This window comes from Pelatocladus sp. BLCC-F211, assembly GCF_041928655.1.
Taxonomy (GTDB): Bacteria; Cyanobacteriota; Cyanobacteriia; order Cyanobacteriales; family Nostocaceae; genus Pelatocladus.
Genome location: NZ_JBHFLM010000191.1, coordinates 21,515 through 37,379, shown reverse-complemented (window position 1 = coordinate 37,379; position 15,865 = coordinate 21,515). Strand labels below are relative to the sequence as shown.

10 protein-coding genes and 1 pseudogene are annotated in these 15,865 nt (G+C 41.9%); 9 read left to right on the top strand and 2 right to left on the bottom strand.

Annotation, left to right across the window (positions count from 1 at the left end):
- Nucleotides 1–255: 255 nt before the first annotated feature.
- Nucleotides 256–2,613: a glycoside hydrolase family 31 protein gene (locus ACE1AT_RS22840; RefSeq protein WP_374872506.1), complete on the bottom strand. Its 2,358-nt coding sequence runs from the start codon at nucleotides 2,611–2,613 to the stop codon at nucleotides 256–258.
- Nucleotides 2,614–3,004: 391 nt separating this feature from the next.
- Here ACE1AT_RS22840 and ACE1AT_RS22835 point away from each other — a divergent pair, with 391 nt between their 5' ends.
- The 9 genes and pseudogenes from ACE1AT_RS22835 to ACE1AT_RS22795 all read left to right on the top strand — a co-directional run bounded on the left by ACE1AT_RS22835 (nucleotide 3,005) and on the right by ACE1AT_RS22795 (nucleotide 14,386).
- Nucleotides 3,005–3,169: a hypothetical protein gene (locus ACE1AT_RS22835; protein WP_374872504.1), complete on the top strand. Its 165-nt coding sequence runs from the start codon at nucleotides 3,005–3,007 to the stop codon at nucleotides 3,167–3,169.
- Nucleotides 3,170–4,096: pseudogene (locus ACE1AT_RS22830) on the top strand (PAS domain-containing protein); the annotation flags it as partial.
- A gap of 303 nt (nucleotides 4,097–4,399) precedes the next feature.
- On the top strand, nucleotides 4,400–6,877 hold the full coding sequence (locus ACE1AT_RS22825; protein ID WP_374872516.1) for an ATP-binding protein: 2,478 nt from the start codon (nucleotides 4,400–4,402) through the stop codon (nucleotides 6,875–6,877).
- A 310-nt stretch (nucleotides 6,878–7,187) separates the two neighbouring features.
- Nucleotides 7,188–8,246, top strand: coding sequence for a hypothetical protein (locus ACE1AT_RS22820; protein WP_374872502.1), 1,059 nt, complete (start codon nucleotides 7,188–7,190; stop codon nucleotides 8,244–8,246).
- Nucleotides 8,247–8,561: 315 nt separating this feature from the next.
- The gene (locus ACE1AT_RS22815) at nucleotides 8,562–9,125 is read left to right on the top strand and encodes a hypothetical protein (protein WP_374872500.1); all 564 of its coding nucleotides are present in this window, start codon (nucleotides 8,562–8,564) and stop codon (nucleotides 9,123–9,125) included.
- A gap of 256 nt (nucleotides 9,126–9,381) precedes the next feature.
- Complete coding sequence (locus ACE1AT_RS22810) at nucleotides 9,382–9,543, top strand: hypothetical protein (RefSeq protein WP_374872498.1); 162 nt, start codon at nucleotides 9,382–9,384, stop codon at nucleotides 9,541–9,543.
- Entirely contained in the window at nucleotides 9,500–11,092 is a 1,593-nt protein-coding gene (locus ACE1AT_RS22805; RefSeq protein WP_374872514.1) for a cyclic peptide export ABC transporter, read from the top strand. Before ACE1AT_RS22810 ends, ACE1AT_RS22805 begins: the two co-directional genes overlap by 44 nt.
- Nucleotides 11,093–11,257: 165 nt before the next feature.
- On the top strand, nucleotides 11,258–12,487 hold the full coding sequence (locus ACE1AT_RS22800; RefSeq protein ID WP_374872496.1) for a glycosyltransferase: 1,230 nt from the start codon (nucleotides 11,258–11,260) through the stop codon (nucleotides 12,485–12,487).
- A 132-nt stretch (nucleotides 12,488–12,619) separates the two neighbouring features.
- Nucleotides 12,620–14,386, top strand: a complete 1,767-nt coding sequence (locus ACE1AT_RS22795) for a DUF3685 domain-containing protein (protein ID WP_374872494.1) — start codon at nucleotides 12,620–12,622, stop codon at nucleotides 14,384–14,386.
- Nucleotides 14,387–14,463: 77 nt separating this feature from the next.
- On the opposite strand, the gene ACE1AT_RS22790 is transcribed toward ACE1AT_RS22795, so the two are convergent.
- Complete coding sequence (locus ACE1AT_RS22790) at nucleotides 14,464–15,813, bottom strand: nitrate/sulfonate/bicarbonate ABC transporter ATP-binding protein (protein WP_374872492.1); 1,350 nt, start codon at nucleotides 15,811–15,813, stop codon at nucleotides 14,464–14,466.
- Between the last annotated feature and the right edge of the window lie 52 nt (nucleotides 15,814–15,865).

Below are 15,865 nucleotides of genomic sequence, written 5' to 3'. Positions count from 1 at the left end.
GAGCAAGTAATGGCAGGAAGCAGAGCGTTGTGAACTCGGAACGGAAGTCGCCCTCAAAGTGAATAAGTAACCGCAACGCCTGTATCGCATCGGTAGCAGGTCTGAGCGTCTAGAGGCATCTTGACAATGCCCATTTGGATTCGGCTGTTGCTGAATCTGATGCGAGAATCTGCGTCTCTTCAGAGCGCAGAGTGTCAAAAAAATAATATAGTTTGTAGTAAGCGCTTCAGCGCTGAAGCGCCGACTACAAACAAATTAAGCAAAAGTTAGACGACGTGCAGAACCATCATCTGCAAATTCTTGCTCTCCTTTACCCACCACCTCAACAACGATGTGACGCGGGTGAGGAGTCCATTGTCCTTGTCTGGGTTGAATTTCTACGATTGTTTGTGTATCTTCCATATACACCCGATAGGTTGTAGTTGAACAAGCGCCATCACGATATGCAAAGGAATGTCCGTCGTCTTCATACAGTGTCCATTCGCCTGTACCTGGGCTAACTCGCAACCGGAGTTGATTTAAGGGCGATTCGCCTACATATTGCATTACCGGGCCAAGGGGAATTATTGAGCCAGCACGGATATACATAGGCATTTTTTCGATTGGTGCATCAGCAAGAATATAGGTTGAGCCTTGGTAACATTCCTCTGTCCACCAGTCGTACCAAGTTCCTGCGGGTAGGTATACTAGGCGTTTTTCTACCCCTGGTCGGTAGACGGGTGCAGCCATCAGGGATGAACCCAAAAGTACTTGGTCGTATAACTCGTAGGTTTTGGGATCTTCAAAATAATCATAAAGCAGAGGTCGCAAAACAGGTGCGCCTGTGGTCGCTGCTTCCCAGAACAAAGTGTATATATAAGGTAGTAATTGGTAACGCAGTTCAATATATTGACGGCAAATTTCTTCTACTTGCGGGCCAAATTCCCAAGGTTCATGGCGCTTGGTGTTAATCATCGAGTGAGCGCGCATAAACGGATACAACATTCCCGCCTGCATCCACCGCGCAAACAGTTCTGGCGTAGCATCACCCGCAAATCCTCCAATATCTGCCCCGACAAAAGCTACACCAGATAAGCCCAAATTACAGAGCATGGGTAGGGACATTTCCAGATATTCCCAAAGTGAGTGATTATCTCCTGTCCATACCGCCGACCATTTCTGTACACCTGCGTAACCAGAACGGGTTAAGACAAAAGTACGCGATCGCTCTCGCAATTTTTCCACCGCTTCTCGACACGCACGAGCCATCATTAAACCGTACAAGTTATGAGTTTCGCTGTAAGTGGTGCGTTCATCTGGTGAGCCACTAGGTGCATCCATCGGGAAAAATATTTTTTGTCCTCCCTCATCTCCAAAGGGGCGATCGTTCATGGCTGGTTCATTCATATCATTCCAAATCCCAGCCACGCCAACATCAGTTAAGTTACGGTGGAAATCTCCCCACCACTGACGCACCTCCGGTCGCAAAAACTCCGGGAAAACAGCCCGCCCAGGCCAAACGTAACCATGAAAGACTTTACCGTCAGCCCTGCGAATAAAGTAATCCTTTTCTAGCCCTTGATCATAGACGGCGTAATCTGCTTGTGGTTCAAATTTCACTCCCGGATCAATAATAGTGACTACTTTGACACCATCCTGTGCTAAATCACTCAGCAATTTCTGTGGGTCTGGAAACCGTCGCGGATTCCACGTAAACACCCGGTAGCCAAACATATAGTCAATATCTAAATGAATCACATCGCAAGGAATCCGACGCTGACGCAATTGCTGTACTAATTGGCGAACTTCTGTTTCTGAATCGTAACTCCAACGACATTGATGATAACCCAGCGCCCATTGTGGCGGTAGTTGCATTCGCCCTGTTAATTGGGTGTAAGTATGAAGTATTTCTGCGGGTTCGGGACTGTAAATAATGTAATAGTCCAGTTCTCCACCAAGAGTTTCCAAGCGGAGAATATCTGGTTGATCAGCACCGACATCAAAGCGACTCCAAAAAGTTGTGTTAAAAAATAAACCGTAGCCGATCCCCGGACGCAACGCCATAAAAAACGGAATGGCTTGGTACATTGCATCGGTTTGGACATTGTAATCTAAGCTATCGGTTGTCCAATTGGTGAGACGCTTACCCTTTTGATTGAGTAATCCTGCACGTTCCCCAAAACCATAATAATTTTCTTGTGCCTCAATCTGTTTCCAGCAAGCAACTAGAGACTTACCTGTTCCCATTTGTCGCCAACCGATCCCTAAACCTGTATCTTGGGCAAAAGGACGACCGGCTTTGTCAAAAAATTGGATTCGACAAGGATGACGCTGGACACATACTCGAATTTTTGCAGTTTCTATAATTACCTGATCGGCTGTTTCTTGAATATCAAAAGATACAATAGCCCAGTCTTGATCTTTGGGTACTACAGCCCAATCACGCCTGGGTCTAAATTCTCCTGTGGGCGAAAAGCGTACACGGATGAGGTTAGAAGCAACTATATAGAGAGACAGGCGACCAACACCACAATCAAAATCTATATTTTGCTGTTGACGTTGGATATTTTTAATAGATGCGATCGCATTCCATACTGGTTCGCGGATGGGTAATTCTCCGGCAAATTCTGGCATATTTATTAGCTGTAGATGCTGACAAGGTGATTATCGGCGTTAATCACAACTTAATTACCGTAAATAAAAGTAGTTGACCTCTCCCCTGGCGTTGCATCCGAGGGGATTCTAAACCGTTGCTACAGGAAGGGCGTTGCATCCGCTTCCTTGCGCTTTTTAGTTTTGGTTTACCCTGTGCGCCTGTCCCTCAAGGGCTTTAACGCTCCCGTTAAGTCTTGGTAAATTTTTCATCATCCAGGAGAAGTATTGAGAACTAATGAATATCATCAGTAATTCTCTATTGTGTTGTATTTTTGTTTGAAGCAAAATGAACTTCTGTGAATCATAATGAATTATCTCAACTCAAGGTGTACTTTTTTTGTTAATTTATGAAAAGATAAAAAAATATGTTATGTCAAAGCGAATTTCGGTAGATATTGAAGGCTTAAAAGAAGAAATTGAGCAAGCATACTCAAAGGATAAATTCTGGTGTCAACTATCCTTAGCTCAGAAAATTCGCATACTCATTCAGGATGGTTTAGAGAAAGCCAAAAGTCACCAAAGCAAATCAAATTAATTGAAGCATTTATATCAGTATAAGAGGCTGATAGCAGATATCAAGTTCTATGTACCCAACTCTGTTGAGCCTAGCTATCAGACGTGGCGCGATCGCGTTCATCCTGAAGACATCGACCAAGTTGAGCAAGTAATTAACCATGCTTTTAATACCGAGACTGAGTACGAAACTGAATATCGGGTGATTTATCCTGATGGTAGCCATCACTGGTTGATGGCTAGGGGTCGAGGACTTTACGACGAATCCGGTCAAGCAGTGCGGATGGTGGGGATGCTTTTTGATATTAGCGATCGCAAACGTCGAGAAGCAAACAATGCTTTCTTAGCCGAAATCGCCGAGAATTTCTCCCGTCTGTCCTCTTCTGAGGAGATTATAGAAGCAATAGGGGCGAGAATCTGCGCTTATCTCAACGTGACCAACTGTAACTTTTGCGAAGTGGACGAAGTTAGGGATGAGGTGATATATCTCGGTCGCTGGAATGTAGAAACTGTGGAGCGCCTACCCGACAGGATTTGCCTTTCCGAGCAGGTGAGTGAGGATTTCCACCGCCGCGTTCGTGTCGGAGAAACCATTGTTAGCGACAACACGCAAACTAACCCAGTCACAAATGCCCAAGCTAATGCTGAGATTGGGGTGCTGTCGTTCATCAGCGTGCCGTTTCACAAGGATGGCGAGTGGAAATACCTATTCTCTATTCATGATATAGTTCCGCGCACATGGCACGATGACGAAATTGAGTTGGTGCGCGAATTGGCGAATCGAACTTTCCCGCGCCTCGATCGCGCCCGCGCTGAAGCAGCCCTGCGCCACAATCAAGAGATGTTTTCTGCGTTGGTGGAAAACGCGCCTTTCGGAATCTATCTGATTGATGGAGAATTTCGCCTGCAACAGATCAACCAAGGGGCGGAAGCGGCCTTCAGCAACATCGATCCCCTGATGGGGCGCGATTTTGCTGAAATTCTCCGGATCATCTGGCAAGAGCCATTTGCTACCGAAGCGATTAATCGCTTCCGCCACACACTTGCCACGGGCGAGTCTTACTATTCGCCAGTGATCGTCGAACCACGGGCAAACATTGAAGAAATCCAGGCTTACGACTGGCAAATCCACCGGATTACCTTGCCAGACGGCAGCTACGGCGTGGTTTGTTACTTCTACGATCTTTCCGAAATCAAACGAGCCGAGGAAATCATCCGCCGAACTGCCCAGCGCGACGCTTTCCTCGTCACCTTGTCCGACGCGCTCCGCCCACTGGCTGATCCGGTGGAATTGCAAGCGATCGCCAGCCGGATATTGGGTGAATATCTCGGTGCGAACCGTGTGGCATACTTCGAGGTGCGCGGCTCTGATTATGTAGTAGAGCGCGATTACGCCAACGGGGCTGATGCTCTCGCGGGCATTTACCCGATTGATGCCTTCGGTCAGAGTCTCATCGCGGCCTACCTCTCTGGTCACACCGTCGTCCAGCCTGATATATCCGCCGATCCCAACCTGTCCCCGGATCAACAAGCCGCCTACGCCGCAATCGAAATTGCTGCCCACATCGGCATACCTCTGATCAAAGACGGCGAGTTTGTTGCAGGGCTAGCAGTCCACATGGCTGAACCGCGAGTTTGGACGCAGGACGAAGTGACCCTAGCCTCAGAAGTAGCCGATCGCACTTGGGCGGCGGTCGAACGCGCCCGCGCTGAAGTAGCCGTGGCGGCAGACCTGAAAGATACGCAATTGTTGCGTGACTTGAGTGCAAGGCTACTCTCCGAAGCCAACATTCAGGTGCTTTACAACGAGATTGTAGCGGCTGCGATCGCACTTATGCGGGCGGATGGGGGTAGTTTGCAAATTCTGGATGAAGCGACGCAAGAACTGGTGCTGCTTGCTACTCAGGGCTTTGACCGAACGATGACCGAGCATTTCTATCGCGTCACCGCCAGTTCAAACACGCCCTGTGGTATTGCGCTGGCAACGAACACTCGCACCTTTGTTGATTTCGATGTACCCAATAGTGCTGACCCGGATGGTTCTCTGCGAATGCACGTAGAAGCAGGGTATATTTGGGCGCAATCAACCCCCTTGATTTCCCGTTCCGGCAAACCCATCGGCATGTTTTCAACCCATTGGCACAACCATCACCGACCGAGCGATCGCCAACTGCGTTTTCTGGATTTGCTAGCGCGTCAGGCTGCTGACTTGATTGAGCAGCGACAAGCCCAAGAGAAAATCCGTGAACAAGCTGCCCTGCTTGATGTCACTACCGATGCCATTTTGGTTCGCGATTTAGAGTGTCGTATCTTATACTGGAATTCCGGCGCCGAGCGTATGTATGGCTGGCAAGCAGCAGAAGTACTCAATAAAGATTATCGCGAGTTTTTATACAAGGAAATATCACCATCTGTACAAGAAGCGCTCACAACTGTTGTTGAGCAAGGAGAATGGCACGGCGAACTAAATAAAACCACAAAATCGGGACAAGAAATCATCGTCTCTAGCCGCTGGACACTGGTGCGCGATGAAACGGGACAACCAAAATTCATCCTCACCGTTGATACCGACATCACTGAGAAAAAACAACTAGAGCAACAGTTTTATCGCGCACAACGGCTAGAGAGTTTAGGTACCCTAGCAAGCGGTATTGCCCATGACTTGAATAACATACTGACACCTATTTTGACAGTTGCTCAACTGCTGCCACTAAAATTTCCCAACCTTGATCAGCAAAATCGGGAACTACTGAAAATATTAGAAAGCAGTTCTAAACGCGGGGCCCAACTGGTCAAGCAAATTCTGTCGTTTGCACGGGGTGCGGAAGGGAAACTCGTGCCTCTACAACCAAAACACCTGCTTAAGGAAATTGAGCAGGTTGTTAAAAGTACATTTCCTAAATCAATTGAAATCCGCACTCAAATAGCTACACCAAATCTTTGGGCTGTCTCGGCAGACCCCACACAAATACATCAAGTGTTGATGAACTTGTGTGTAAATGCTCGTGATGCTATGGCTAATGGAGGAATCCTGACTATTTCTGCTGAAAATTTCCGTGTGGATGAAAACTATACCAGGATAAATCTAGAGGCAAACGTAGGTGACTACGTGGTGATCACAGTGTCGGATACGGGATGCGGTATACCACAAGACGTACTGGAGCGGATTTTTGAACCCTTTTTCACAACCAAAGAACTGGGTAAAGGCACTGGATTAGGGCTTGCCACGGTTATTGGTATCATCAAGAACCACGGGGGTTTTGTAAATGTGTTTAGCCAAGTAGGTAAAGGTAGCCAATTTCAGCTGTACTTGAGAGCTATTGACACATCGGTAACAGGAGAAGTTGATGATTTCCAGATGGACTTGGGAAACGGCGAATTAATTCTGGTTGTGGATGATGAAGCATTAGTTAGAGATGTTGCCAAAACCTCGCTAGAAGAGTTCAATTACAGAGTCCTCATAGCCAGTGATGGTGTTGAGGCGTTCTCACTCTACGTCGAACACAAAGATGAAATTAGCGTGGTGTTAATGGATATACAAATGCCGTCGATAGATGGATTAAACACTATTCGCGTTCTGCAACGAATGAATCCAAAAGTTAAAATTATTGCTATCAGCGGACTTAAGTCCAACCAAAAGCTTTTAGAAACTGCTGGTATTCATGTGCAAGCATTTTTACCGAAGCCCTACACTATTAAGGAATTATTGGAAACTATTAAAGGTGTTTAATAGACCTCTGGGAAAATAATTGGGAAAATAATGTAGAGACGTTGCATTGCAACGTCTCTACAAAGATTTTGGGTAACTTGGTAAACAAGCCAAACAATTTTGGATTGGGCTTTTCAGCTTCGTGTCTTGGTGGCTTGGTGGTTCAAAAGTCTATTTTTAACCACTAAGACACTAAGACACAAAGAAAAACACATTACTTCCTACCATACAGGTGAACATTTTGGCAATAAAGATGTTAAAGTAACAGCCTATATAAAGTCTACATAGTTTATACCCTACACCCCTACACCCCTAAACTCTTGTTCCAAATATGAAAAAATTTAAATCACTCAAATGGTTCCCTCACCCGAATGCATGGCTGAACGCTTTGATTCTATCGGTAGTCATGGCTGGATTTATCACCATGATCAAGCGTGATCAGGACTTATGGTTCAACTTAGCTAAATGGTCACAAAGACCAGAATCAGCAACAATGTTGACGATATTTACACTGATATTACCCATCCCAGCGATCGCTTTTCTACATCACTTTTTTTTCAGTCGCTTTCTTCCCAGCATCCCAGGAGAAAAGATCAATGTAACTCAAGGATTTTTCCCTGGATTAGTCAGTTGGAGAGAAAGTTTATATAGCTGGTTGGTACTTATTTTATCTACACTGACAGCTATTGTGATTTGTACTCCTCTTTTACCTTTATTTCAGTTGAACTATAGTCAAGTGATTGCCGAATCTGGTCAACATTACAGCAAAATCAAAGCGGTTTTTGCAATTATTTGGTTGATTAGTGCTGCTGCTTTTTATCAGATCGAGTATTTATTTAAGTGTCGTTTGGTTTTTGGTAAGAGTGTTAGTGTGGAAACCGAAAACTTAAATGTTCCTGTTGCGGATACAGTTCCAAGTAATAGTCCGCATTCACAAGTCGATGTCACTGAAATCCCAAAAACTGAACAAGTAGTTAAGAAGAAATCGGGTTTCTTCAGCTTTAATCATAAATATAGTAAGACATCCAGACAAATATTTACATTTGTTTTGATACCCTTGGTGGCTTTATGGATATATTCATTTGCTAAATTGCCAGAATTTCAACAAAGTATATCTGCTCAAAATCCATCAACACTCACTGCTAAGGAAGCCCAACCAAAAGATAATTATCTCAAAGCAATTAACCAAGCCAAACGTACAGCAAAGCTGGCAAAATTAGCACAATCTGAAGACGAGTGGAAGATAGTTGTCGAAAATTGGGACGACGCGATCGCACTTTTGAAGACTGTACCATACAGCAGTTCTAATTATGGGATGGCTCAACAAAAAATTATACAATATCAAATTCATCGAGATTTTGCTCAACAATATGCTATTGATAGTAATTAAATATTTATAATTTTTATACATACTATATTAAATCTATGTTTATTAAGTATCTAACGAAGCTAATTAGCGATACTAATTAATATTCTCTTTTTATCTAAAATTTTGGTGAAATTACCGAGGAAATAATTTGAGCAATCAAGTTATGTTTGATGCAATAGCTATAGCAATTGGATTTGATTCATGAACTTACAAGGTAGAGTTAGATAATAGTCAATAGGGAAAGCAGATGGTCATCTTTAAGGTCAAAATGTACGGAATTTTTCCAAAAATAAAATAGGAATCCTATATATTTTGAGCTATTCAATATAACTATTTATGACACAGGCAAATATTTTTCAACTTGCAAAGCAAGGAGATGTCCAAGCTATAACATCTCTAATGAACAGCCAACTACAACTAAAAAATGTCATAGCAAAAGTTACTATTAAAAACGGATACTTACAGGTAAGATTAGAATCTCTTCAGATACCAGATCAACAAAATCTAGTCAAATATGTACGTCAAGAAATAATTGGTTTAAAGTCTGAATCCATTAAAAAAGTCAAAATTTATGGTTTTCAGCAAGGAAAAAGTTTTCCTTGCTGGAGTCAAAACCTTAATTTAGAATCAAAACCGAAATATAGTTCATCAAATTTAGGCAAGCAATTGTCAAGTAATTTTTCAGAAAACACAAAATATCAAGAAAACAACATTAATATTAATCAATCAATTTTTCAAAAAACTTTAAATCATTATCAAAAAGTAATCAATCCAAAAATTATAGCTATAGCTGTTCTAGGAATTCTGAGTATTTATCTGCTGAAAGAAAACAATATACTTAAAAGACAAGAATGTATTCTTCAACGTTATTTACAAGCTGCAAATACCAATTGTAAATAATTTGTTAACAATAAGACAACAATAAAATCCCTGACTTCTATCCTACCCTTTGGGAACCCTCTACTCTGCGGGAAGCTAACGCAACGAGGGAACGGAAAACAAAAATTTAGTAAATCTTAAGGAGGGGAGCTAATACCGTGGATGGATTCGCTGGTATAAAGCAAAGCCACCTGGCGTTGAATCCTGATACATATTGAATTTACTGTAGGGGCGTAGAGCTGTACTTCCCAACCAATGTATTTGTATCATCGAAAAAGTGAAATGGTATAAAATCAAAAAACAAAATAAAAATACTCCCCTAGAAGCGCTAACTGAAGAAGCGTGTAAAAATTATCATGAATTTAATTTATTTTCTGCTGCGTTCTTCTTGGGGTATGGTGGCGATCGCGATCGCGACTGGATTCCTCAGTGGTGGTAGCAGTGCTGGTCTTATTGCCTTAATTAGTAATACTGCAAGTCGTAACCTGAGTTCGTCTTTTATAAGTATAATCTGGGCTTTTATCGGGCTGGCGATAGTTGCACTTGTTACCAGTATTGTATCTCAAGTGATGTTGATTCGCCTATCTCAAAATGCAGTTTTGCAGTTACGGATGCGCTTGAGTCGCCAAATTCTTTCCTCTGAGTTGAGTCATTTAGAACGGCTAGGAAGCCCCCGACTATTAGCAACCCTAACAGAAGATGTGCAGGCGGTTGCTAATGGCGTCTACCAGATGCCTTTCCTATTTATGAATTTGGCGATCATCTTAGGTTGTGTAGTATACATCATCTGGTTATCCTGGATAGTATTGGTAATGGTTGCAGGACTTGCAGTAGTGGCAATTGCCAGTTGTCAGTGGCTACTAAATAGGGGAGAAAAATTGCTAGCCCTTGCGCGTGATGACCAAGATGTACTATTTAAAGACTTTCGTACTATCACTGAAGGAATTAAAGAACTAAAACTACACTATAAGCGACGGCAAGCCTTCCTAGAGAAAAAACTCAAATCCACTGCTACCACCTATCGTCTTCACAATGTTGGTGGTCTGACATTTTTTGCCATCACTACTAGCTGGGGTCAACTTGTTTTCTTTTTTGCAATGGGATTTGTGATCTTTGCCCTGCCTAATATACTTACTCTTAATCCTCAAACTCTTTCTGGCTACATCTTAACCCTCACCTACTTGATGCTGCCAATGGACAATATTATCAGCAAATTACCTGAGTTAAGCAAAGCCAGCATTGCATTACACAAAATAGAATCTTTAGGATTATCTCTTGCTAGTCGAGCCGAAACATCAACAGCACCAGCCATTGTTAAGACTTCTTGGCATAGCTTACAACTCAAACATGTAACTCATACTTATCACACAGCAGAAGAAGATAGTAGCTTTATTTTAGGCCCAATCGATTTGACAATTTATCCTAAAGAACTTGTATTTATAGTTGGGGGAAACGGTAGCGGTAAATCAACTTTAGCTAAACTGATTACTGGACTTTATATACCTGAAACTGGAGAAATCAGACTCGATGAAGAGTTAATTAGCGAACAAAATCGCGAATGGTATCGCCAGCATTTTTCGGTAGTGTTTGCTGATTTTTATTTATTTGATGAACTGTGGGGATTAGAAAATTCCGATTTAGATTATAAAATCCAAGATTACCTCAAGCTTTTACAGTTAGAGCATAAAGTTAAAGTTAAAAACGGAAAACTTTCTACCACTTCTCTCTCCCAAGGACAGCGTAAAAGATTAGCCTTGCTGACAGCATATATAGAAAATAGACCAATTTATTTATTTGACGAATGGGCAGCTGATCAAGACCCAGCATTCAAAGAAATATTTTACACAGAACTCCTACCAAAACTCAGAGAACAAGGTAAAACAGTCCTAGCAATTAGCCACGATGATCGCTATTTTCATCTAGCAGACCGAATCATTAAACTTGAATACGGTCAAATAGAATTTGATAAAAATCACTTGCATTATTAATAAAGGGGAAAAGGGAGACAAGGGAGACAAGGGAGACAAGGGGGAGAATAAATATATCCTTTAAAATGACGCAAAAACCCGAAATATAATTCTTTTGACTTTTGGCTTTTGACTTTTGACTTCCGCTTTGCGGTACTAGTTATCTATATTTGTACAAACTTATTTATGACAGAAATTCTATTTTTTGTAGTACTTCTATCTTTATTAATTTGGAGCGGACTGTTAACTTTGTGGGGGCAATTTTGGCGTACAGATCAGCAATTAAATGTCACAGAAACTCAGTTAGAAAAATTCCCATCGGTTTGTGCAGTTATCCCAGCGCGTAATGAAGCTGATTTGTTGCCAAAAACATTACGATCGCTCCTTTGCCAAAACTACCCCGGCTCATTTACTATCTTTTTGATAGATGACCAAAGTACAGACGGAACTGCTGAAATTGCTCAACAAACTGCCCAAGCTTTAAACAAAAATCAACAATTACACGTTATTACTGCCCAATCATTACCTCCTGGTTGGAGTGGTAAACTCTGGGCAATGGAACAAGGTATTAATCAAGCGATCGCAACACTCGAACCAGATTACTTGCTGCTAACTGATGCAGACATTGAACATGATATAGCCAATCTCCATCAATTAGTTACCAAAGCCGAACAGGAAGATTTAGAACTTGCTTCCCTGATGGTACGACTTAGATGTGAAAACTTTTGGGAAAAACTTCTGATTCCGGCTTTTGTGTTTTTCTTTCAAAAACTTTACCCCTTTCGCTGGGTAAATAATCCCAAAAAATCAACTGCTGCTGCTGCGGGAGGTTGTATCCTCATACGCACAGCAACACTCAAACGCATCGGTGGTATGCAAGCGATTCGCCAAGCATTAATTGACGATTGCGCCCTTGCTCATGCTGTCAAATCAGGTTTTAATCAATCTCAGGATAGTGGCGATCGCACAAAACTACAAGAAAATACAATTTCTTCCCCACACTCTTCAAAAATTTGGCTAGGACTAAGTTCTTCAACTCACAGCTTACGTCCCTATTTATCACTGTCCCCAATTTGGGATATGGTTGCTCGTACAGCTTTTACTCAACTCAACTACTCGCCATTGTTGTTAATTGGAACCATCATCGGCATGATCTTGGTTTATATAGTTCCACCTTTGGGTTTCATTGTCGGGGCTTTGACAGGAAATTGGTTAGTTGCACTCATAGGTTTATCAGCATGGTTGCTCATGAGTTTGGCTTATTTACCAATGATTCGTTTTTATCAATGTCCCGTTTGGTTAGCTTTTTGTTTACCAATAATTGCCTTGCTCTATAATTTAATGACTTTAGACTCAGCACTGCGTTATTGGCAAGGACGAGGTGGTGCTTGGAAAGGAAGAGTTTATAAGGTGTGACGTTGGTTGACACTCCCCAAAGATTCAGAATTTTGCTCTGAATTCACTATTGTTTGGGCGACACAGGGGACAATTATTTAAGTATCAAAGCTGGGATTTCAAAAAACAGCGTTACACTTAATAGTTTAGATTATGAGCGATCGCCCTCTGAAATTATTGCTAGTTGATCAAGACCCCATCTTCCGGCTAGGATTACGAGTTGCTCTAGAAGAATTTTCTTATGTACAAGTAGTATCAGAGGCACAAACAAATACTGCTGTCTTGCAGATTCTTACGGAGCTTGCCCAACAAGACCCGAAGAGTATAAATTTAGTTGTCTTAGAACTAGGTAATAATCGCTCGATCAACAGTCAGCAACTGGGTTTACAACTATGTCGGCAAATCAAATTTCAGTATCAAAATTTACCTGTGTTGCTGCTGAGTTCTTTACAAGACCAAGGGCTATTATTAGCAGCCAAGGCGATTGGTATAGACGGTTATTGTCCTAAAGGTACACCTGTTACTGACCTAGTTGCTATTATGCAAGCAGTCGCAGACGGTGACACCTATTGGTATGGGTTCCATGACACAAAAACAGAGCAATCACCCCCATCTTCAGATCGTCCCTTGTCCCCATCTCCCCACCGTTTTCTGACTCGGCTATTAGAAAACTGGCGTTTGTCAGGAAATGCTCAAATAAATGCTAATTTAGCGGCAGTAACAACAAAATTGCAGATTCCTGGACAGCCTATATTAGAAAGAGCAGTGCTAGCTGGACAACAACGAGAATTATTAGCAGCTCGTTGGTTGATTAATCATTTATTGACAACATCAACATCGCAACCTGAGCCAATAAATGACCAAATTGAATCTCAGATTTTTGAGCAATTACCACTACCTGTAGAAAATCTCCCAAGCGATCGCAGCATCATCCCATATACTCCCTCTCTACTTAGCCCCAGAGCCTTGCAAGCAACTTTATTTACATCTTGTATAAATAAACTGCAATTTCCTTTGCAAAATATTACAGATGAGTCTTTAGAGATAGATATCTTACGCTCAGATAAAAAACGAGAATTACTGTATCTAATTTTGCAAAAAGTTGCTGATACTCTGGATGAATTACGTAGTTCCCAGATTGAAATTCATCAATTACCTGAAATTAAAAATGCAATTTTATATGAATTATGGAAAGAAGCAGCTACGGATTTTTTTGGTAAATTCTCTCGTGTAAAAATTGGTAATAATCAATTAGAAATTCTCAATGTGATTTCTCGTAATCCGGGAGTATTACAAACAGGAATTTTAAATAAAATACCCTTGTTTTCTGATTTATTTTCTTACTTACTATTCCAAACAGATTTAACTATTAATAATACCAATCTTTCTGCGGGAAGTTTTGAAGCAAATCAAAATGCAGAGATATTGTTAGAAAACTTGCTAATTCAAGTAGGAAATGCTGTCATCCAGCCTCTACTGAATTATCTAGGAGATATAGAAGATATTAAATTGAATTTTTATAACAGCAAGTTTATTTCCACACGAGATATAGAAAGCTTTAGAAATAGTTTATCTTGGAAATACCGCGTCATAAACTTAGTCACTGGACCGAAAGCAATTTTTGAAAGTCGCTACGAGCTATTTGTATTTTCTCCACGTGGGATCGCCAAAACATCTATTTACGCTCCTCGCCGCCGAGAATTAGAAGAACTTTCAGGAATTCCTTTAGTAGTCACACTAGGGCTAGAATTGAGTGATGCGATCGCTCCTCCTTTGAAATCATTATTATCTTTTTTAGGGAGTGGAGTTGTATTTGTACTCACAAAAATAATTGGTCGGGGTTTGGGTTTAATTGTTCGCGGTATTTTACAAGGTATTGGTAGTGTTTCCATTTCCGAAGGAAAAAATAAAAAGTTATGAACAAAAGTGGATTTTTTGTTAGTACTTAGTGGTTGATTCTTGATTGCTCAAAACCATCACACCTCCCCATCTTCCCCTTACTCCGTCACCACTGGTTCTGGTAGATAAAGTCGCTCTTCGCTCGCATCGTATTCAAACAATTCTGCGTAGCGTCCCCAATCAATTGCTGTGGCAAATTGCCGTTCAGCTACTATGTGGGGAAAATGTTCATCTAATAAATCTAAAAAGAAATCCGCCCGCATGGAACTATTACGCTTTTCTCGCAAAGTCTGTACAATGCTGACCAACATGGGTACATTTTGCAGAACTTGCTGCCGAAATAAATCTTTACTTCGCAAAATAGTTGTGGTAGCAAAGTCACGTCCAATATCAGTGAGCCTGACATCTCCCTGATTGACTGTTGCAAAGCCTAGAATCACTGTAGCATCAAGAATTGGCAACAAATCATCTACTGCTAGGCGTAGACGTTCTGCTAGATGGGGAATATCCTCCGTACCTTCAGGTTGTTCTACTATTAATTCCAAAAGACCACTAATTCCACCAACCCTAGCATAGGGCAATACTTGGGCATAGGGTGACTTGGCTTGTTGGATGGGTACTTTTGGTGTTGATACTGCTACATCTCCAGTGACTTCTACTTCCGGGTTAGTCATAACTGTATAGATATAGTCAACCAAAGCTTTGAAGCGATCGCTAGTACGATCATGAGGACGGGGTAAATCAATCACTACTTCACCACGCACGCGCCCCGGATTTGCACCCAAGATAATCACTCGATCTGCTAAGAATACTGCTTCTTCAATATTATGAGTCACAATCAGAATACTTTTAGAGGGAAAGTTGCCAGCATTCCAGAGATCGTCGATTTCACCCCGTAGGTTCTCAGAAGTGAGAACATCCAATGCACTAAACGGTTCATCCATAAATAAAACTTGCGGTTCCATCACCAAAGCGCGAGCAAAACCAACTCGCTGCTTCATCCCACCGGATAACTCTTTGGGATAAGCACTTTCAAAACCATCCAAACCTACCAAATCAATAGCTTTAAGTGCTTGTCGCTGTCGCTTCGCCAAACTAACTCCCCGCGCTTCTAATCCCAATTCGACGTTTTCTTGTACTGTCAACCACGGTAGCAATGCGAAGCTCTGAAAAACCATAGCCACATCTTGATTAGCACCTTGTAGACGCTTACCATTGCAGATTACCTGTCCCTGACTAGGTGGAATTAAACCTGCCATAATCCGCAATAACGTACTTTTACCACTTCCACTGCGTCCCAGTAATGCTACAACTTCACCTGCTCGCACTGTCAGGTTGATATCCCGGAGGACTGTAAATTCTCCTTTACCCTCTGGTAAGGGAAAACTTTTGTTCACCTGCTCAATTGAAATCAGTATTGCATCAGTTGTTTGTCTAGTTGCAGTCATGCTTAACCCTTTTAACAGTTATCAGTGTAGAGAATTTTGATAATTGTTGAAT

What these genes read in the sequence shown, in the direction of transcription:
- ACE1AT_RS22840 (WP_374872506.1), bottom strand. Translation starts at nt 2,613, where the DNA reads ATGCCAGAATTTGCCGGAGAATTACCCATCCGCGAACCAGTATGGAAT.
- ACE1AT_RS22835 (WP_374872504.1), top strand. Translation starts at nt 3,005, where the DNA reads ATGTCAAAGCGAATTTCGGTAGATATTGAAGGCTTAAAAGAAGAAATT.
- ACE1AT_RS22820 (WP_374872502.1), top strand. Translation starts at nt 7,188, where the DNA reads ATGAAAAAATTTAAATCACTCAAATGGTTCCCTCACCCGAATGCATGG.
- ACE1AT_RS22815 (WP_374872500.1), top strand. Translation starts at nt 8,562, where the DNA reads ATGACACAGGCAAATATTTTTCAACTTGCAAAGCAAGGAGATGTCCAA.
- ACE1AT_RS22805 (WP_374872514.1), top strand. Translation starts at nt 9,500, where the DNA reads ATGGTGGCGATCGCGATCGCGACTGGATTCCTCAGTGGTGGTAGCAGT.
- ACE1AT_RS22800 (WP_374872496.1), top strand. Translation starts at nt 11,258, where the DNA reads ATGACAGAAATTCTATTTTTTGTAGTACTTCTATCTTTATTAATTTGG.
- ACE1AT_RS22795 (WP_374872494.1), top strand. Translation starts at nt 12,620, where the DNA reads ATGAGCGATCGCCCTCTGAAATTATTGCTAGTTGATCAAGACCCCATC.
- ACE1AT_RS22790 (WP_374872492.1), bottom strand. Translation starts at nt 15,813, where the DNA reads ATGACTGCAACTAGACAAACAACTGATGCAATACTGATTTCAATTGAG.